The following is an 18,994-nucleotide window of genomic DNA, read 5'->3' as shown; positions in this document are numbered from 1 at the left end:
CTCAGGATCAGAATTTCAGTATCTTGTCCACGTCTGCTGTAAATACAGTGGCGCCTCCAACCTTGACGCCCTTTAATGTATCCACAAACATCTGACCGTTATATTCGGATACCTGGCGTTCCTCCACCCGTTCCGTACAGCTGTTCTTTATATATTCCAGAATTTCCTTTTCCCGTTCTTTTTCAATGCACACCATCAGTGTGATGTTCTTTTTGTTCAGATACAGTCCCTCGGTACAGAACTTGGTAGCCAGTATCCGGTGCCTGATGAATTCCCTGGAAAGCCGTTCGTAGTCAACTTCCTGAATGATGATGATCAATAACTGCATATGCGCGCCTCCTTTCAAGAAATCACCTGAAAATAGGATCCTTGAATGTAATGTTGGATTTATTATAGGCCGGTCTTAGGATATGTTCAAGTTAAATTTTATTAACAATTTTTTGGGTCGGAATCAGGTTCCTTACAAAGAGAATTGTAAGAAAAAAGAAATACCAATTATAACCGGTGCAGGTTATAATAGGAAAAGAAATTTTATGTTAAGAGAGATTCCATATGAAGAGGAGATTCCATATGAAACGATATAGAAGAATGGCGGTCCTGGCAATGGCGGTCCTGGCAGCGGCAGTCCCGGCAGCGGCGCCAGGGCAAACAGCCGGTACGGCGTATGCGGCAGTCCTGGTGCAGGGGGTGCAGGGCGCTGATAAGGGAGGAGGCCCCGGGATGGTGGAGATCAGCCGGGATACAAAGGCTCCGGCCGTGGTGGACGGTGTGATTCAGCCCCAGAATCTGGAAGCTGCCAGGGAGGCGGACCAGATGATCGTGGTGGTGGGCACCGGCGGGTGCAATGCAGATACTTACTATTACGCCAAGTCTGAAGATTCCTTTGAATTGGTGTGGAAAGAGGCATCCGTTGTGGGACGGGGAGGCATCACTTCGGATAAAGGGGAAGGGGATGGCAAGACCCCGTCCGGCACCTATGGTTTTACCATGGCCTTTGGCCTGAAGGAGGATCCCGGCAGCATGCTTCCCTATCATAAGGTGGTAAAGGGGGATTACTGGGTGGATGATCCCTCCAGCTCTTACTATAATCAGCTGGTGAATACGTCCGTGACTTCCCGGTCCTGGAACTCGGCTGAGAACCTGGCGGCAGCCTCTCCCTACTATAATTATGCCCTTGCGCTGGACTATAATTCGGACCGTGTGCCGGGAAAGGGATCGGCTATTTTCCTTCACTGTTTTACCGCATCAGCGGATAATGGTTCTGCAGGCTGCATCCGGCTTCCTGAATCCAGAGCCAAGGAATTGGTGCAGACAGCCACGGAGAAGACCAGGATCGTGATCGCCGCTGATATAACTCAGCTGAAATGATAAACATATGATTCGGACACAGGGTCCGAATCATTGAGTTGGATCATTTGATATTTTCTAAGGCAGGGTGCGCCTGATCAGCGCGGCCCTGCCATTTTTTTTGACAACATTTTCAGCATATCCAGTTTCTTCTTTTCAGTAGAGGGCATGCCTGAACTTAAGATGGTTACAAGGAGAGCTGTCTCCTTGTCATTAAACTGGATCCCCTTTTGCCTGGCTTCCAGATTAATGGACATGAACGCCTCCATCAGCTTGTTTTTTTCCGTGTGTTCAATGCGGTCCGCAAATTCTGTGAGCAGGGCAAGCTTTTCCTTGCTCATGGATTTCAGGCGTGGATCTTTTTTCCAGTTTGCATCCATACTGTTATGTATCCTTTCTTAAATAAGATGTGATTACGACATGGCCTGGAACGCGGTCATCATCATTTCCATGGTCTCGAAACGGGACTGCTGTTCCGGTGTCAGGAACCTGCGCATCTGGTCCATGGGAGTCTGGCCGTCCATGAAATTCTGGGCCATATCGATCATATCCCGTTCCATGGGATTGCCGTAGGGACGTATGGCTTTCAGAAGATCCCGCAAAGACCCGGTCCCTTCCGAACTTTCCAGGGAGCATATGCCCATGGAAGCCACTTCCTCGGTTTCAAAAAGTTCAACTGTCTTTCGCAGCTCCTGCGCCTTTACAAAAAGGGATATGGCTTTTTGTTCCTGCACGCCCAGGTAGGGGAGGGCAGCCTTTATCATCTGCAGATGGTGGTCCCCTATGAGATAATCCAAATCAGTAAGTTTATAGTCATCAGATGGGTTCATATCTTTCCACCGGCCTTTTCATTCTTTGCTTAAGTTTATGCAAAGGGACGGCAAACAATGCCACATATTTGAGTTGAGAAGTGATTGGATGCGCCAAAGCCTGGACACTGCATATATTAATAATATGGAAGGAGAGTGAGATCCATGTATAGCCGTTTAGTGATCGATGGAAACGCGGTTTATGAGATAGATGATGAATGTTTGAAAAGAAAGCAGGGCAGAAAAGGATATGGAGGCAAGAACCGGGGAACCGGCAATGCCTATGGATCTCCTGGTTCTGCAGGCTCTGAAAAATAGAAAAACAGGGAGTGATGAAGCCACTCCCTGTTTTATTTGTCTTTTGTAGAGGATTCTCAGAGGTGGGAATTAGCAGCAGAAGCCGCCACCGCCGCCACCACAGCAGCACAGAAGCAGGATGATCCAAATAAAATCACAGCCGCTTCCACTTCCGCAACCACATCCACAACCGCCTCCGCAGTTGTTGTGGTCAAAGCATCCACCGCCGCCTCCGCCACAGCAGCACAGAATCAGGATGAGCCAGATCAGGTTGCACCCGTTTCCTCCTGTTCCACATCCACATCCACAGTCACAACCGCAGTTTGTTGCTGCTACATCACTCATGTTAGTTCCTCCATATAAAGTTTAATTACACTGTATCATATGAACCCCTGCTTGCTCATGTTTCCTGGTTTTCAAATATTTTTATAAATTTTTAAATGGTACAACCAGCCAATCTATAGTATAATCATGAAAGCATTAAAGAAAAGGGGCTTATAAGATGGATAAGAGCAGATTATATTACCAGACTCCCTATGTGAAGTCTTTTATGTGTACCATAGAACAGTGTGAGGAAAGCGGGAAAGGCACCTGGCTGGCTGTTCTCAATCAGACAGGCTTTTATCCCGAGGGAGGAGGACAGCCCTTTGACACAGGAACGCTGAACGGGGTTGCCGTGCTTTCCGTGCATGAAAGGGGGGATGTGATCATTCATGAGCTGGCAGCGCCCCTGGAACCGGGAACACTGGCAGAGGGCATCATTGACTGGCAGAAGCGGTATGACAACATGCAGCAGCACACAGGGGAGCACATCCTGTCCGGGCTGGTCCACAGGCGGTTTGGATATGATAATGTAGGGTTCCATATGGGGTCGGAGGAAGTGACCGTGGATTTTAACGGCCCCATCACTCCGGAACAGCTGGATCAGCTGGAGAATGAAGCCAACCAGGCAGTGTATGACAATGTCCCGGTAAAGGTTCTGTATCCTGACAAGGAGGAACTGGATTCCTTGGATTACAGAAGCAAGAAGGAACTGACCGGACTGGTGCGGATCGTGGAAATACCGGATGCGGATATGTGCGCTTGCTGCGGAACACATGTAGAAAATACAGGAGAAGTGGGCATCATTAAGATAAGGAGCATGATCCACTACAAAGGCGGCGTCCGCATTTTTCTGCTCTGCGGCCGCAGGGCCCTTCTGGATTACAGGGACAGGCTGAAGGATGAGATCAGGCTTTCCAACCTTCTCTCAGCCAGACTTGACCTGGTGCCGGAGGCAGTGGAAAAGCTTAAGAACGATCTGCAGGACAGGGAAATGCTCATGGGCCGCCTGTACGGACAGATCTTTTCCCTCAGGACAGAGCAGTACCCGGAGAGAGAAGCGCCCTTGGCTTTATTTGAGGAGGGACTGAATATGGTGCAGATACGCCAGCTGTCCACCCTTTTATATGAGAGGAAAAGGGGAAGCATTGTAATGGTCTGCTCCCCCGGCAATGGAAATGAGGAATATCAGTATGCCCTGGGAAGCGGCTGCTGTGATATGCGTGCCCTGAGCAAGGCTATGAACCGGCGGCTGAACGGCCGGGGCGGCGGAAGCGCCCTCATGTCCCAGGGAACCTTTCGGGCGGACAGGCAGTCTGTGACAAAGGTGTTCCTGGAAGAGAGCGCCCTGTTAATGGAAACAGGCGCCCAGTGAAAATAAAGGATGATAATATGGAACTAAATCGGGATACATTAAAAAAATCAGAGGACTGATCCTGTTCACCGTGGTCGTGGTGGTGGCAGGGGTCAATTACAGGCGGCTGTTTGATGTGGCGGCAGCTCTGTTTCACATTACATGGCCGTTTATACTGGGGGCAGCCATTGCATTTATCTTAAATGTGCCCATGCGCAACATAGAACGTCACATGACAATATTTGGAAAAAATAGTAAACTAAGACGCCCGCTGAGTCTGGTGATGACCATATTTCTGGTGGCGGGCATCCTGTTTCTGGTTACCTTTGTTGTGACGCCGCAGTTGGTCAAGACATTTTTAAACCTTCAGAGCAGCGTGCCTCTTTTCTTTGCAGGGGTGCAGGCCGAAGCTGAGCGTCTGTTTGCAAGCTACCCGCAGATGCTGGAATATTTAAACAATGTGGAGATCGACTGGCAGCAGATACTGCAGGACATGGTGGCATTTTTAAAAAGCGGTGCAGGCACCATGCTGAACACCACCTTTTCAGCGGCCATCTCCATTGTGAGCGGGGTATCCACCTTTTTGATCGGATTCATTTTTGCCATCTACATCCTTCTACAAAAGGAAACCCTGGGACGTCAGGTGAAAAAATTGCTGAATGCGTTCCTGCCTGAGGCTGTGACAAAACGGGTAGTGGAGATCACTGCCCTGACCGAGCGGACCTTTTCCAGTTTCCTGACCGGGCAGTGTGTGGAAGCAGTGATCCTGGGAACCATGTTCTTTATCGCGCTGAGCCTGCTGCGACTTCCCTACGCGCTGCTGATCGGGGTGCTCATTGCATTTACAGCCCTGATCCCCATATTCGGTGCCTTTGTGGGGCTGGGAGTGGGAGTGTTCCTGATGCTGATGGTGGATCCCATGGACGCCCTTATTTTTACCATTACCTTTTTTGTGCTCCAGCAGATTGAAGGCAATCTGATCTATCCCTATGTGGTGGGCAATTCCGTTGGGCTTCCCTCTATCTGGGTGCTGGTGGCAGTGACCCTGGGCGGCAGCATGATGGGGATCGTGGGAATGCTCATATTCATCCCTCTGTGTTCCGTCCTATATGCCTTGTTAAGGGATGAGGTGAATGTGAGGGAGATACGTAAGAGGGAACGTGGGTATGGACAGGCCGGGCCTCAGACTGCCCGGGCCGAAACGCAGTCAGTCCTGGATTCGGGAAAACCTGGTGCCAAGGGGATGGCTCCACCCACGGGGACAGCCGGAAACGTGTCAGGAACCAGCCGGAAGAAGAAATAAATAACAAAAACAGCCCGGACTTGCCATGAGTTCCGGGCTGTGCGGCTTACAGGAGGAAATCGAAATTTGCGGAGGCGGTTTTGATGGCTGCCATTTGCAGGTTTAAGGAGGACGCAGCATTATGCTTAAATATCATCTGATGGATGAAAGGGAAAAAGAGATCATTAGCAATTGGAAATACGAAGGCGAATACGGATTATATAATATGCCGCCATACCGGGAACAAAAAGAACAAAGGACCGCCTTCGGAAATCCGGAGAGGGTACAAAATTACTATACATACTGTGACGGGGACCGTTTGATCGGATTCACGAGCATTTTAGAGAAAGAAAAGGAAGTATCCATAGGAATAGGAATTGATCCAAAGATATGCGGACGGGGATATGGAGAGGAAATTCTTATGCTGGCCGCTGAAATTTCCCAAACACTCTATCCTGGTAAGCCGTTGTGCTTAGAAGTCAGGACATGGAACCAACGGGCGGTCCGCTGTTACGAAAAAGCAGGGTTTCAAATGGACGGAATGCCCTTTGAACAGTCAACGCCGATTGGAAAGGGAACATTTTATCGAATGGTTAAAGATGCCTTGGGTGAGAATTTAAGATCATGGCCCCGGGACAGGTAAAGCAGCATAAATGACAGACAGCCCGGAACTGTTCTCAAGTTCCGGGCTGTCTGGATCAAAACCTTATTCTCCCTGGTACATATATTTGATTAAACGTTCGATGTCCTCTTTTTCGTGTGCGATCAAGTCTAATTCTTTGATATATCCGTTGGAGAAGATTGTAGCCATTGACAGATACTGGGCCAGTTTTGACTTCAGGTTGATACGGTCGCCTTCCGGAGACACAAGTTCCACGGTTCCCTTGCACTGGTCTACCACTTCAAAAAACTTCTCTACATCAGTTATGTTCTGGATCTTCACGGCAATTCCTCCTGTTTGTAGTACTTTTCCAAATCTGGAAAAGCCTGGTTAATCTTTTAACATATATGATTATATCAAAATATCAACCCCTGCACAATTACAATATTAGATAAAAAAACTAGGATTGGCGGGCTTTTTTTATATCATCTAACAGCAGGGAGGACACTTTTAATCCGCCTCTGCCCCAGCCGATGGCGATATCCGGCTTATTGCTGCCGTGAAAGTCCGAGCCTCCTGTGGAAAGCAGCCCGTAAGCGGAAGCCATGGCCTGAAGTTTCATGCTTTCCAGGCGGTTGTGGGAGGAGTGGTATACTTCCAGCCCCTTCATGCCCATACCGGCCAGGAACGCGGTCAGCTCCTGCGTACCCTTGTCTCCCAGTTTGTACTGGAAGGGATGGGCCAGGGCCACAAATGCTCCTCCCGACAGCAGTGCATCCATAACCTTGCCGGGAGACAGATAAGCTTTGGGAGGACAATACCGCCCGTCATACTGAAGGTATTTTTTAAATACCTGGTCCATGGAGGAGGCAAGTCCCCGGGCCAGAAGCGCTCTGGCCACATGTGCCCTGGTTATGACCGTGTTGGGGTTGCCGGCGCACAGTTCCTCATTGGTAAGAATGATGCCGTCCGCAGCAAAACGCCGGAGCATTTTCCTGTTCCGTTCATCCCTGCGTTCGCGGAACTGTTCCAGGACGTGTTCCAGTGCGGGATCTTCCGGATGGACAAAGAATCCGAGGATATGGATCTCACGTCCCTGGTAGGAACTGGATACCTCGATGCCGGGGACGACCTCCACACCATATTGGACGCCGGCCCGGGATGCTTCGGCAATTCCGGCGGTGGTGTCGTGATCGGTCAGCGCAATTGCGTCCAGTCCGGTCCGGGCAGCCAGCCTGACCACCTCAGACGGTGAGAAGGTGCCGTCAGATGCGTTTGAATGAACGTGCAGATCCACAAATCCCATGGTAAAACCTCCAAATGTAACCAATTTTTAACATCTTGATAATACTTGCTTTATATATAGTAACATGAATTTCACAATAAGTAAAATTGGCGGAAAAAAAACAAAAAAGACGGTTCCATTTTACATAAAGTATGTTATACTACAATCTGTGAATATTTTGATGGACGGAAATGACAGGTGAATAAGATGAATCAATTAGAGAATAACCGAGAACGCAGAACCTCCAACCCTGGCAGAAGCCGGGGAAAGGTTAATAATAATAGAAGTACCGGAGGACACTCCGCTAGAAATACAGGCAGGAGCAGTTCAGGGGGCGGAAGTTCCCGCGGTTCATCCTCCTACCGCTCAGGACAGGCCGGCAGGATGAACGCGGCTCAGAATGCCAGGAGAAACAGTGCCCACAGAAGAAAGAAGGGACCTGATTATAAGAAGATAGCAGCCATTGGAGTGGTGCTCCTTGTTCTCATCACATGTATAGCCCTGGTGCTGAAGGCAAAGGGCAGGATGGGAAATCCGGATGAGACCAGCACGGCGGCTCCTACGGAAACCGAGATCACGAAGGAAGTAAAGGTGGACGGCATTACCATCACCGGCATGTCCAGGAACCAGGCGAGAAATGCGATCTTAAAAGAATATGCATGGAGCATGACGGTTACATACGGTGACAGCACCTATGATGTGACAGACCTGGTGGCTGAAAAAGTAGACGCACTTCTGGAAGAGATATATGGCGGGGAGCCGGAGGAAAGCTATACCCTTGATATGGATGGGATGGAAGAGGCAGCCGCCAAGGAAGCAGCCGCCTGCGCAGCCAAGTGGGATAAGAAAGCAAAGAACGGCTCCATTGATTCCTTTGACAAGGAAAAAGGCGAATTTGTGTTTAAGGGAGAGGAGAACGGATTCTCCATTAACCAGGAACAGCTGGCACAGGATATTGTCCAGGCAATGAAGGATAAGAAGTTTGATGCTGCCATCAAGGCCACGGGGAGTGAGACCACACCTGATATCAGTGCCGCTGCGGCAAAGGAAAAATATAAGACCATTAGTACATTTACCACTAAGACAACGGCCAATAAGAACCGCAACACCAACATCAGGCTGGCGGCGGAAGCCCTGAACGGGACCGTAGTCCATCCGGGGGAGGAGTTTTCCTTTAACAGCGCAGTGGGACAAAGAACAGAGGCAAAGGGCTATAAAGGGGCCGCTGCCTATAATAACGGGGAAGTAGTCCAGGAGATCGGCGGCGGCGTGTGCCAGGTTTCCACCACACTGTACAATGCGGTATACCGCTCCGGACTTGGGGAGGAGAGCATTTCCTTCAGGCGCTCCCATACCTTTGAACCCAACTACATTACACCGGGACAGGATGCAACCGTGAGCTGGGAACAGCCGGATTTCCGGTTTAAGAACACCACCAGCACATCCATTGGCATCAGGGCCAGTTATGGGGACCAGAAGATGACGGTTTCCATTTACGGCATCCCCATTCTGGAGGATGGAATGAAGCTGGACCTGGAGTCCAAAAAAGTGGAGGACCTGGATCCGCCGGCCCCCACCTACCAGGAGGACCAGACACTCCAGCCGGGGGTGGAGGTTCAAAAGAGCGCCGGTACCATGGGCAGCCGCTGGGAGACGTACAAGGTGATCTACAAGGACGGCAAGGAAGTGTCCAGGGAACTGGACCACAAGACCACATACAAAGGCCATGCTCCCGTTATCCTGCGCAACACCACCGGCGTGGTGCTTGCACCTGAGGAGACCACTCCGCCGGCAGATACAGCGATCCCAACCGTGGACGGAATGCCTGACGGATATGTTCCAGGCGACAATGTTGTTGTACCGCCCGCTGAGAGCACGCCGCAGGAGAACGGACCGGGAGTGGATCCCACCGCGGCACCTACGGCGGCGCCGACCACAGCACCCTCATCCCCGGCACCATCCGCGCCAGGGACAGAGAGCAGCGGTTCCGCCGGACCGGGAGGCGACAATGCGGTGATCGTTGCTCCCCTGAAACAGGAATAATTTAAAATTTAACAAATAGTGTCTATGAGAAAGAGGAACCGTATTTTTGGTTCCTTTTTCTTTGGTTCGGCGCCCAAATAAGTGGAGGGGAATAAACAATTTATGAAAAAAGAAAATGAAAATCAAAAGAAAGTGATTCCCGAATCCTTGAGCACGGGCTCGAAGCCATTAGAACGGATCCGCAAGAAGAACATCTCCTGTTCGGAAATCAGAGATGGAGGGGCCCGAGAACCCGGATGAGAAGGACGGGGCCGCTTTCAGCCTGTTGGAAAGCCTGATTTATTCCTCCCCCCCAGCTGTCATTAAGACAGCTTATAGAAGGATCATGCCGAGTATTGACACGCAAACAGCAGCCCTTTCTTTTTTGTGGGAGTTTATAATTTTTTAATGATATATATTGTATTTTTTGGAGTAATTGCGATTAAGCATTTGCAATTTGTTAAATAATTGCTATAATAGTAGACAGGTCAGTCTGCATAGGGTTTTATGCCCCGGAGGCGGACTCACATGTATACCATTACATATACATATTCACTATTTGTAGGAGGAAATCAAAATGGCAAGAAAAATGAAAACCATGGATGGTAACCACGCAGCGGCTCATGCTTCCTATGCATTTACCGATGTTGCGGCTATTTTCCCAATTACCCCATCCTCACCTATGGCAGAAGCCACAGATGAATGGGCCACAGACGGAAGAACCAATATCTTCGGTCGTGAAGTGCAGATTACAGAGATGCAGTCTGAGGCTGGTGCAGCAGGTTCTGTACATGGCGCTCTGGCAGCAGGTGCGCTGACAACTACCTACACAGCGTCACAGGGTCTGTTGTTGATGATACCAAACCTTTACAAAATTGCTGGTGAGCAGCTTCCAGGCGTGATTCAGGTTTCCGCCCGTGCACTTGCAACCCATGCATTATCTATTTTCGGTGACCACTCCGATGTTTACGCATGTCGTCAGACAGGCTGTGCTATGCTGTGCGAGTCCAGTGTACAGGAAGTTATGGACCTGACTGTAGTAGCCCATATGGCAGCTATCAAGGGCAAAGTTCCTTTTATCAACTTCTTTGACGGTTTCCGTACATCCCACGAGATCCAGAAGATCGAGACCTGGGATTATGATGAACTGAAGGATATGGTTGATATGGATGCCATTGACGAGTTCCGTAAGAATGCCCTGAATCCAAACCATCCCTGCCAGAGAGGATCTGCCCAGAACCCCGACATCTTCTTCCAGGCAAGAGAGGCCTGCAACCCATATTATGATGCATTACCTGCAATCGTTCAGGAGTACATGGACAAGGTTAATGCTAAGATCGGTACAGACTATAAGCTGTTCAACTACTATGGCGCTCCGGATGCTGAGCGTGTGATCATCTCCATGGGTTCTGTTAATGATACCATTGAAGAGACCATTGATTACATGGCTAAGCAGGGACAGAAAGTCGGCGTTGTTAAGGTTCGTCTGTACAGGCCATTCTGTGCACAGGCACTGATCGATGCAATCCCTGATACCGTTAAGGTTATCTCCGTATTAGACAGAACAAAAGAGCCAGGCGCTTTAGGCGAGCCTCTGTACCTGGATGTTGTTGCTGCTCTTAAGGGAACTAAGTTTGATCAGGTTAAGATCCTTACAGGCCGTTACGGCTTAGGTTCCAAGGATACCACACCTGCTCAGATCGTTGCCGTATATGAGAACACCACCAAGTCTCCATTTACCGTTGGTATTGTGGATGATGTGACCAATCTGTCACTGGAACTGGGCGCACCTCTTGTAACCACTCCGGAAGGAACCACCAACTGTAAGTTCTGGGGTCTGGGTGCTGACGGTACCGTAGGTGCAAACAAGAACTCCATCAAGATCATTGGTGATAATACAGACATGTATGCACAGGCATACTTTGACTATGACTCCAAGAAGTCAGGCGGCGTAACCATGTCCCACCTGCGTTTTGGACATACTCCTATTAAGTCCACCTACCTGATCCGCAAGGCTGACTTCGTTGCCTGCCACAATCCTGCCTATGTACGCAAGTACAACATGGTTCAGGAGCTGGTTGACGGCGGTACATTCCTTTTGAACTGCCCATGGGATAAGGAAGGCCTTGAGAAGCATCTGCCAGGCCAGGTTAAGAAGTTCATTGCTGATCACAACATCAACTTCTACACCATCGATGGTGTTAAGATCGGTATTGAGACAGGCATGGGACCAACACGTATCAACACCATTCTTCAGTCCGCATTCTTTGAACTGACAGGTATCATTCCTGCAGAGAAGGCAAACGAGCTGATGAAGGCTGCTGCAAAGGCAACCTACGGACGTAAGGGCGAAGATGTGGTTATGAAGAACTGGGCAGCTATCGATGCAGGCGCTAAGGGCGTTCACAAGGTAGAGGTTCCGGAGAGCTGGAAGAATTGTGAAGACGAAGGTCTTGACTATGCAGTTGTAAGCCATGGAAGAAAGGATGTAGTTGATTTCGTTAACAATATCCAGTCCAAGGTTAACGCTCAGGAAGGCAACAACCTGCCTGTATCCGCATTTGTAGATTATTCAGATGGTTCCACACCATCCGGTTCTTCTGCATATGAGAAGCGCGGTATTGCAGTTAAGGTTCCTACATGGGTTCCTGAGAACTGTATCCAGTGTAACTTCTGTTCCTATGTATGTCCTCATGCAGTAATCCGTCCGGTTGCCATGACTGCTGATGAAGCAGCTAAGGCTCCTGCAGATATGAAGATGAAGGATATGACTGGTATGCCAGGCTACAAGTTTGCCATGACCATCTCTCCGTTAGACTGTACCGGTTGCGGTTCCTGTGCTAATGTGTGTCCTGGTATGAAGGGCAACAAGGCTCTGGAGATGAAGAGCCTGGAAGAGAACCTGGGTGAGGCAGCAGCATTTGACTTTGGTCAGTCCCTGCCGGTTAAGGAAGAAGTTCTTGCCAAGTTCAAAGAGAACACTGTTAAGGGCAGCCAGTTTAAGCAGCCTCTGCTTGAATTCTCAGGTGCTTGTGCAGGATGCGGCGAGACTCCTTATGCAAAACTGATCACCCAGCTGTTCGGTGACAGAATGTACATTGCCAACGCAACAGGATGCTCCTCTATCTGGGGCAACTCCTCACCATCTACTCCTTACACTGTTAACTCCAGAGGCCAGGGTCCTGCATGGGACAACTCCCTGTTCGAGGATAACGCTGAGTTTGGTTACGGTATGTTACTGGCTCAGAACGCGATCAGAGACGGCTTAAAGGCTAAGGTTGAGGAAGTAATGGCAAGTGAGCAGGCTTCTGATGAAGTTAAGGCTGCATGCAAGGAATACCTGGATACATTTGGTATTGGTGCTCTCAACGGCTCTGCTTCTGACAAGCTGGTTGCAGCTCTGGACGGTATTGACTGCCCAACCTGCAAAGACATTGTAAAGAATAAAGATTTCCTGGCTAAGAAGTCCCAGTGGGTATTCGGTGGTGACGGATGGGCTTACGATATCGGCTTCGGCGGTGTAGACCACGTGCTGGCATCCGGTAAGGACATCAACATCATGGTTTATGATACTGAGGTTTACTCCAATACAGGCGGTCAGTCCTCCAAGGCAACCAAGACAGGTGCTGTTGCACAGTTCGCTGCCGGCGGTAAGGACACCAAGAAGAAGGATCTGGCTGGTATTGCCATGAGCTACGGTTATGTATACGTTGCACAGATCTGTATGGGCGCTGATATGGCTCAGACTGTTAAGGCAATTGCCGAGGCAGAGGCTTATCCGGGACCATCCCTGATCATTGCTTATGCTCCATGTATCAACCATGGTATTAAGAAGGGTATGGACAAGGCTCAGACAGAGGAGAAGCTGGCTGTAGAGTGCGGTTACTGGAATAACTTCCGTTACAACCCAGCAGCTGAGAAGAAATTCTCCCTGGATTCCAAGCCACCTAAGATGGACAATTATCAGGAATTCCTGAAGGGTGAGGTTCGTTACCTGTCCCTGACCATGAAGAATCCTGAGAGAGCAGCTGAGCTGTTCGCACGTAACGAGGCAGAGGCTAAGGAGCGTTACGCTTACTTAGAGAAGCTGGTTACATTATATGGTAATGACTAATCCTGATAGTGAATAGTTAATTCTATAAAACAGGGCCCCGGAGAGCATATTGCTCTCTGGGGTTTTGTATATTCTGTTTCCAAAAGGGGATAATACTGGAAGAAATAAAGATTGACAGAGAGGATGTGTCATACCAGTATGTTAGAAGAGAGAGCCATGGTTCATTTTCTAAACCGTTTTACCGATTATCCCTTTTTATTGAAATGGGAAGGACACGAGGACCGGATCGGTCATGGAAACCCTATATTTGCAGTTAATATCCGGGACAATATTCCGGTAAAGGAATTGACGGACAGTACGTCCCTGGCACTGGGGGAGGCTTATATGAAAGGAAGGCTGGAGGTGGAAGGCGACCTGTATGAGGCGCTGGACCATTTTCTGGGACAGATGGATAAATTTTCAGTCAACCAGACACGGCTGAAAAAGCTGCTCCATCCCTCCAATTCCAAGAAGAACCAGCAGGCGGAGGTTTCATCCCATTATGATATTGGAAATGATTTCTACAGGCTGTGGCTGGACGAAACCATGAATTATTCCTGCGCCTATTTCAAGACGGAAAAAGATACATTGTACCAGGCACAGGTGAACAAGACTGATTACATTTTGAAGAAGCTGTCACTGGAAAAAGGAATGAGTCTTTTGGACGTGGGATGCGGGTGGGGCTTTCTTTTGATCCGTGCAGCCAAGGAATATGGCATCCATGGAACCGGTATTACCCTGAGCAGGGAACAGTATGAAGGTTTTACAAACCGCATTAAGGAGGAAGGGCTGGAAGACCTGTTAACCGTAAAGCTGATGGATTACAGGGATCTTCCTTCAAGCGGCATGAAGTTTGACCGTATAGTCAGCGTAGGCATGGTGGAACATGTGGGGCGGGAAAACTACGGAAGATTTCTGGACTGTATGGATAAGGTCCTGAAGCCGGGAGGTGTCTTTCTCCTTCACTTTATCAGCAGCCAGAAGGAACATGCAGGTGATCCGTGGATCAAAAAGTATATATTTCCCGGAGGCGTTATTCCCAGCCTGAGAGAGATTATTTCCCTGATGGCAGAGCATGATTTCCACATCCTGGATGTGGAAAACCTGAGGAATCACTATAACAGGACATTGCTGTGCTGGGAGAAGAATTTTAAAGAACACCAGGATGAGATAAGGGAAATGTTTGACGAGGAGTTTGTGCGCATGTGGGACCTGTATCTGTGCTCCTGTGCGGCTACCTTTCATAATGGGGTGATCGACCTGCATCAGGTGCTGGTGAGTAAGGGCGTGAACAACAGCCTGCCTATGGTGAGGTGGTATTAGGGCTTCAGCGGACAGCGGCAGATATAGTTTAAAAGAATGAATAATGTTGTACTCCCGGAGTCTCCTCGGCCCCTATCTTTGCAGCTGGGATTCCAGGAGTACACGAATATACGGAGGAGGAGGGTACGGATGGAGACAAAGCAGGATCTGATCCAATATTGCCTGACGTACAAGGACGTTTATGAGGATTATCCGTTCCGTGACCACGAGTGGGCGGTGATACGCCACAGGAAGAATAAAAAGGTGTTTGCCTGGATCTACCGCAGAAATGATGAGGTATGCATTAACCTGAAATGCGCCCCGGAGTGGATCGAATTCTGGCGCAATGCATTTACTGCAGTGAGGCCGGGATATCATCTGAATAAGAAATACTGGAACACGGTGGTGCTGGACGGCACGGTGCCTGACAAGGACATTAAGCGGATGATCGGTGAGAGTTACGACCTGACAAAATGAGGCAAAATAAGAAAATGAAAGAAAAAAGGTATAAATAGTAAAAAATACTTGATTTTAGAGTGTATTTATGATATATTCTTCTGGTCGGGGCATTAGCGCAGCTGGGAGCGCGCCACACTGGCAGTGTGGAGGTCACGGGTTCGAATCCCGTATGCTCCATTAAATAAAGTACGTAAATAGGAGGGGCTTCTGTATATCATCAATCTGTATTTGATGAAAAATTACCCATAGCTACCCAACTGTAACTATTTTGATTTTAAGCAGCCGTTTAAGGCTGCTTTTTTGTTTTATAGAAAACTTCGCAAATCGGCAATTTTTTGGAGATTCTTTCCTGTTTATGGTGCTTTGTATAAATGCCATGGTATCGGACCATTTTAAAATGCTTGTCTGGGATATGCACAATCAGGCGTTTGATAAAGTGAGTGTACAGTATGAGAACTGCTTGAAAACAATGAAAGAGATAGAAAAGTCAATCTACCTTTTTTGTTAATGCACATTCAATGATTGGTTTAAACTTCTGGGTGTTGAACTGCATAATTAATATGATAAAATGTAAATGTAATATTTTTCATTATTCTCTTTTACGGCAATACAATATGTTACCCTTGTTGTAGCACCTGCAACTAGTGAATATTTGCTATCCATTATCTCACTACATTTCAGTTCATCTGCATTATTTAGATTTAGTGAATTATAATTGGACTTATCAACATAATTTTGAAGAGAATCAAATAAAGATGATGCAACAGACACATTCATTGAATTATATGTATTGTCATCTATCTCTACCTTTGCATACGTTAATTGAACACCATATAAGTCTACATAAAACTTAGAATCTATCAGATTTGCTGATTTGGGAAGATCTATTTTTGCAATTTTCTCAATATAATTTTTCTTGAATAAAAGAGGATGAATAAACATCAGCAATGCAATGATTACAATTCCGATAATAATACCTATTTTCTTATTGCATTTAATCATATTTAATTTCGTCCTTTCTTGACGGTGAAACATTAATTATATTTATTACTTCTAGGGGAGACCTATTATATAATTTCTGATTTCCCTCTAGATTAGTTTAGAAGACTCCCAATAATTAAGCCCCATTACTTTTATTCCAACTACTCATAATAAATCGAGGATTGTATATAAATTATTCTGATTCTCTTATTTCCTCCTCTATGGGTGGAAGCTCAAAAGGGATGTTTCCTTCTAAAAAGGTATTCATGTCATCACTTGCAAGCTCACTATCTGTTAAATGGGTTTTGTTAATTAAATATATATAAGCACTTTTATGCAGATAGTCGCTCTCAAAAACAGGTCTGGCGCGATACCCTTTTAATTGCCATCTAGTATCTGACAAATAATCTTTTTCATAATAATAAAGGTATTTTAACTTACGTCCAAAAGAAATGATTATATCATTTTTTCCCTATCTAATTCAGCAGAAAAACGGTCATCGTAGTATTCTGATGATAAGAATTCATCAACTGTATAGTAATTCCACCATGTAAATTCTTCATCCGGATGTAGATCAAGTGCAGTGTAACGCATTGTGTAACTTATATTATATACACCTTCTAAATAAGATAAATCTATAAACACTCTCTCATCTCCATTTGGTAAATTAACATTTAATTCTTGATCACTTGTTTCTATCACAACCGATTTTTCTTCTGTGTAATCATTAACATTTTGTCCTCTGATTCCTGATTGTGCTTCAGCACAACCAGAAATAAAAATAGCAATTATAAAAGGTACAACGAAATTTGTTTTCAACTTATCTTCTCCTCATTCTTAAAATATAACACTGGTTGTGTTTTGATATAAAGAAGGTATTTTACCCAGGCCGTTTTATTGCAGCTATAGTGGTACTTTAGGAGACGGAGAGGTCTGGCGATTGATATATTAGTCTTGCAGATTCAGTATATCACCATGGCAAGTGAGTGTAAATAAAGATCTGTTCAGTTATATCAAACAGAGTAATGGGTAAGGCTGTCAACAACATGATAATAAGCTGATCCTGTAAATAGTCAATCGAACGAAACGAAATAAGACGGACACCATACAACTGTATGGCATCCGTCTTATTTGCAATCGAATCAATATCAGCTCTTCTTATATCCACACTTGGGACATACGCCGTTCTCGTTCAGGGCAATGCCGCACAGCGGGCAGCGGTCCACCTTAAGGGTGGGTTTAAATTCCTCTGACGCAGCATTGACGCCGCTGCTAAAGGTGATCTTTGCAATATTCAGCTTGTCCTTCAGAAGATCATAGACGATCTTGATCATTCCTTCAACTGTCATAGTCTCTTTTGTAACCACTAACCGACATTCCGGATATGCGGTTGCAAGCTCTGTCTTGAATGCCGGTCCCTTCATCTGGTTGTTGGGAGCGCCATCGCGGATACCCTGTGCCTCATACACGCCAAGGATTGCGGGTAGCAGTGGGTCGTCTTCTCTTAAGATCAGGGCATGGTCAAAATTCTTCAACAGCGCCCAGGCTGTTTTTTGAATTTCATTACATGGGAAAACCATGTTAACACCAGGCTCCACTGAATCCTCCACCTCGATTGTTAAAATACCCGTATGTCCGTGCAGATACTGCGCCTCGCCCTTAAAACCGTAGAACCTATGAGCGTACTGCAGATCCAATGTTGTAATACTCCTCATGATATTTTCTCCTTTGTATTTATATTTACGGGGTTACGCGCCCGCATACGCTTGCATCTGATAAATGGTTCTTCCGGACAGTAAATACATCTGCAGTAGAATGTTATGCTTTACGGCATTCGGGGCAGAGATAGTATATCTTCAGGTCATAGATGTCGATCTTGAAACCCACTTGCTTTTCCAGTTCAGCAGTCATATCTGAGAGGTTTAGATCAGCCAGTTTTCCGCAGCGGCGGCAGACTAAATGGTCATGCCTGGTGTTTTTATCATACCGGTCCGGCTGGCCTTCCACGCTGATCTTGCGGATCATTCCCTTCTGGTAAAGACTGTTCAGATTATTATAAACGGTTGCCATGACCACGGCGGGAAATTTCTTCTTCAGTGTAAAAAATATCTGTTCCGCGGTCATGTGTTCATCTGTACAATTAACGATTTCCAATATACTCTGTCCATAGCGAGTCATGTTATATCCCTCGTTTTTTTAATAATTGAAGATCTTTAAGGAAGACTGCATCAAGTTCTGCCTTGCAATTTTCATCTTCCTAGAAGATAAAATTAAAATTAGAATAATTCTAATTTCACTATAAAACTTTCTTATATGGTTGTCAAGCTATTATTAGAAATAAATTCCATGAAATATCTTGTTTTTAGGGATTGGACGGGTTATCTGCCAGGGACGGCAGGATCATACTTTTTATCATTACTTAAATGAAAAACTAAATTCCAGTTGTAGACTATTCTAGTAAATTTGCGGAATTAACTTCCACTTTGTACCTTAACAAATTTATACATTTGCCTTATAATGAACCTATAAGCACCCAGTTTTGATGTTTTTTTGCATGCTAACGGGGCATCTGAAAATAGTGTGCGAGACTAAATTCCACATGCCTTTGTGCAAGACTAAATTCTGGTGCAGTGAAATCTGCCTGTGCTTAAACTATTTATTTTAACAAGTTTGGACTAAGCATTACGTCATCAGGTGCGATTGCCTTTAATCCGATTGCTTTGTGAAGCTTATTGTCCAAGAGTAAAAGAGAGAGTTCATATGGGCTATGCCCATTAAGACTGTCTCTTTTTTCGTTATTTATGTGATTCATCATAAGTTTAATTTTATTATCATCTAAAT

General features: G+C 46.7%; 18 protein-coding genes, 1 tRNA gene and 3 pseudogenes. 10 read left to right on the top strand and 12 right to left on the bottom strand.

The genetic code is table 11. The annotated features are described in order from the left end of the window. Positions 1 to 7: 7 nt before the first annotated feature. Positions 8 to 328 (bottom strand): cyclic-di-AMP receptor, encoded by a 321-nt coding sequence (locus HMPREF9469_RS01850; protein ID WP_007858589.1) that lies wholly within the window; start codon positions 326 to 328, stop codon positions 8 to 10. Positions 329 to 570: 242 nt separating this feature from the next. Between HMPREF9469_RS01850 and HMPREF9469_RS01845 the strand changes: the two genes are divergently transcribed. Beyond that, the gene (locus HMPREF9469_RS01845; protein WP_007858588.1) at positions 571 to 1,368 is read left to right on the top strand and encodes a L,D-transpeptidase family protein; all 798 of its coding nucleotides are present in this window, start codon (positions 571 to 573) and stop codon (positions 1,366 to 1,368) included. 77 nt (positions 1,369 to 1,445) lie between these two features. Here HMPREF9469_RS01845 and HMPREF9469_RS01840 read toward each other — a convergent pair whose 3' ends face one another. Then, complete coding sequence (locus HMPREF9469_RS01840; RefSeq protein WP_007858587.1) at positions 1,446 to 1,727, bottom strand: hypothetical protein; 282 nt, start codon at positions 1,725 to 1,727, stop codon at positions 1,446 to 1,448. Between the two features lie 33 nt (positions 1,728 to 1,760). After that, positions 1,761 to 2,177: a hypothetical protein gene (locus HMPREF9469_RS01835; RefSeq protein ID WP_007858586.1), complete on the bottom strand. Its 417-nt coding sequence runs from the start codon at positions 2,175 to 2,177 to the stop codon at positions 1,761 to 1,763. A gap of 144 nt (positions 2,178 to 2,321) precedes the next feature. Here HMPREF9469_RS01835 and HMPREF9469_RS32280 point away from each other — a divergent pair, with 144 nt between their 5' ends. Continuing rightward, on the top strand, positions 2,322 to 2,474 hold the full coding sequence (locus HMPREF9469_RS32280) for a hypothetical protein (RefSeq protein WP_007858585.1): 153 nt from the start codon (positions 2,322 to 2,324) through the stop codon (positions 2,472 to 2,474). A 69-nt stretch (positions 2,475 to 2,543) separates the two neighbouring features. Here HMPREF9469_RS32280 and HMPREF9469_RS01830 read toward each other — a convergent pair whose 3' ends face one another. Then, positions 2,544 to 2,798: a hypothetical protein gene (locus HMPREF9469_RS01830; RefSeq protein WP_007858582.1), complete on the bottom strand. Its 255-nt coding sequence runs from the start codon at positions 2,796 to 2,798 to the stop codon at positions 2,544 to 2,546. A 157-nt stretch (positions 2,799 to 2,955) separates the two neighbouring features. Here HMPREF9469_RS01830 and HMPREF9469_RS01825 point away from each other — a divergent pair, with 157 nt between their 5' ends. The 3 genes and pseudogenes from HMPREF9469_RS01825 (at position 2,956) to HMPREF9469_RS01815 (ending at position 6,053) form a co-directional block, all read left to right on the top strand. Then, positions 2,956 to 4,149: an alanyl-tRNA editing protein gene (locus tag HMPREF9469_RS01825; protein WP_007858580.1), complete on the top strand. Its 1,194-nt coding sequence runs from the start codon at positions 2,956 to 2,958 to the stop codon at positions 4,147 to 4,149. 17 nt (positions 4,150 to 4,166) lie between these two features. Beyond that, a pseudogene (locus HMPREF9469_RS01820) lies at positions 4,167 to 5,269 on the top strand (AI-2E family transporter); the annotation flags it as partial. A gap of 283 nt (positions 5,270 to 5,552) precedes the next feature. Next, a complete protein-coding gene (locus HMPREF9469_RS01815) occupies positions 5,553 to 6,053 on the top strand; it encodes a GNAT family N-acetyltransferase (RefSeq protein WP_007858576.1) in 501 nt (166 codons plus the stop codon). Positions 6,054 to 6,116: 63 nt separating this feature from the next. On the opposite strand, the gene HMPREF9469_RS01810 is transcribed toward HMPREF9469_RS01815, so the two are convergent. Both HMPREF9469_RS01810 and HMPREF9469_RS01805 read right to left on the bottom strand, forming a co-directional pair. Beyond that, positions 6,117 to 6,353 (bottom strand): hypothetical protein, encoded by a 237-nt coding sequence (locus HMPREF9469_RS01810; RefSeq protein WP_007858574.1) that lies wholly within the window; start codon positions 6,351 to 6,353, stop codon positions 6,117 to 6,119. Positions 6,354 to 6,471: 118 nt separating this feature from the next. Further along, complete coding sequence (locus tag HMPREF9469_RS01805) at positions 6,472 to 7,317, bottom strand: PHP domain-containing protein (RefSeq protein ID WP_007858572.1); 846 nt, start codon at positions 7,315 to 7,317, stop codon at positions 6,472 to 6,474. A gap of 186 nt (positions 7,318 to 7,503) precedes the next feature. Here HMPREF9469_RS01805 and HMPREF9469_RS01800 point away from each other — a divergent pair, with 186 nt between their 5' ends. The 5 genes from HMPREF9469_RS01800 (at position 7,504) to HMPREF9469_RS01780 (ending at position 15,349) form a co-directional block, all read left to right on the top strand. Continuing rightward, positions 7,504 to 9,339: a VanW family protein gene (locus tag HMPREF9469_RS01800; protein WP_007858571.1), complete on the top strand. Its 1,836-nt coding sequence runs from the start codon at positions 7,504 to 7,506 to the stop codon at positions 9,337 to 9,339. Positions 9,340 to 9,895: 556 nt separating this feature from the next. Then, the gene (nifJ, locus tag HMPREF9469_RS01795; RefSeq protein ID WP_007858569.1) at positions 9,896 to 13,432 is read left to right on the top strand and encodes a pyruvate:ferredoxin (flavodoxin) oxidoreductase; all 3,537 of its coding nucleotides are present in this window, start codon (positions 9,896 to 9,898) and stop codon (positions 13,430 to 13,432) included. 138 nt (positions 13,433 to 13,570) lie between these two features. Beyond that, positions 13,571 to 14,734, top strand: coding sequence for an SAM-dependent methyltransferase (locus HMPREF9469_RS01790; RefSeq protein WP_007858568.1), 1,164 nt, complete (start codon positions 13,571 to 13,573; stop codon positions 14,732 to 14,734). Between the two features lie 129 nt (positions 14,735 to 14,863). Further along, the gene (locus HMPREF9469_RS01785; protein ID WP_007858567.1) at positions 14,864 to 15,190 is read left to right on the top strand and encodes an MmcQ/YjbR family DNA-binding protein; all 327 of its coding nucleotides are present in this window, start codon (positions 14,864 to 14,866) and stop codon (positions 15,188 to 15,190) included. Positions 15,191 to 15,276: 86 nt separating this feature from the next. Further along, a tRNA-Ala gene (locus tag HMPREF9469_RS01780) sits at positions 15,277 to 15,349 on the top strand. A gap of 166 nt (positions 15,350 to 15,515) precedes the next feature. Here the strand turns inward: HMPREF9469_RS01780 and HMPREF9469_RS34160 are convergent. From HMPREF9469_RS34160 to HMPREF9469_RS32585, 6 genes and pseudogenes are all read right to left on the bottom strand, one after another. Further along, a pseudogene (locus HMPREF9469_RS34160) lies at positions 15,516 to 15,608 on the bottom strand (transposase); the annotation flags it as partial. Between the two features lie 119 nt (positions 15,609 to 15,727). After that, on the bottom strand, positions 15,728 to 16,174 hold the full coding sequence (locus HMPREF9469_RS01775) for a hypothetical protein (protein WP_007858565.1): 447 nt from the start codon (positions 16,172 to 16,174) through the stop codon (positions 15,728 to 15,730). 435 nt (positions 16,175 to 16,609) lie between these two features. Further along, entirely contained in the window at positions 16,610 to 16,972 is a 363-nt protein-coding gene (locus tag HMPREF9469_RS01770; RefSeq protein ID WP_007858563.1) for a hypothetical protein, read from the bottom strand. A gap of 329 nt (positions 16,973 to 17,301) precedes the next feature. Further along, positions 17,302 to 17,868 (bottom strand): 6-pyruvoyl trahydropterin synthase family protein, encoded by a 567-nt coding sequence (locus HMPREF9469_RS01765; protein ID WP_007858562.1) that lies wholly within the window; start codon positions 17,866 to 17,868, stop codon positions 17,302 to 17,304. A gap of 103 nt (positions 17,869 to 17,971) precedes the next feature. Beyond that, positions 17,972 to 18,331, bottom strand: coding sequence for a Fur family transcriptional regulator (locus tag HMPREF9469_RS01760; protein WP_007858561.1), 360 nt, complete (start codon positions 18,329 to 18,331; stop codon positions 17,972 to 17,974). Between the two features lie 478 nt (positions 18,332 to 18,809). After that, a pseudogene (locus HMPREF9469_RS32585) lies at positions 18,810 to 18,994 on the bottom strand (IS30 family transposase); the annotation flags it as partial.

Origin of the sequence: [Clostridium] citroniae WAL-17108 (genome assembly GCF_000233455.1) — a bacterium.
GTDB classification, from domain to species: Bacteria; Bacillota; Clostridia; order Lachnospirales; family Lachnospiraceae; genus Enterocloster; species Enterocloster citroniae.
The sequence above is the reverse complement of the archived record's forward strand: the minus strand, read 5'-3'. Positions and strand labels throughout refer to the sequence as shown.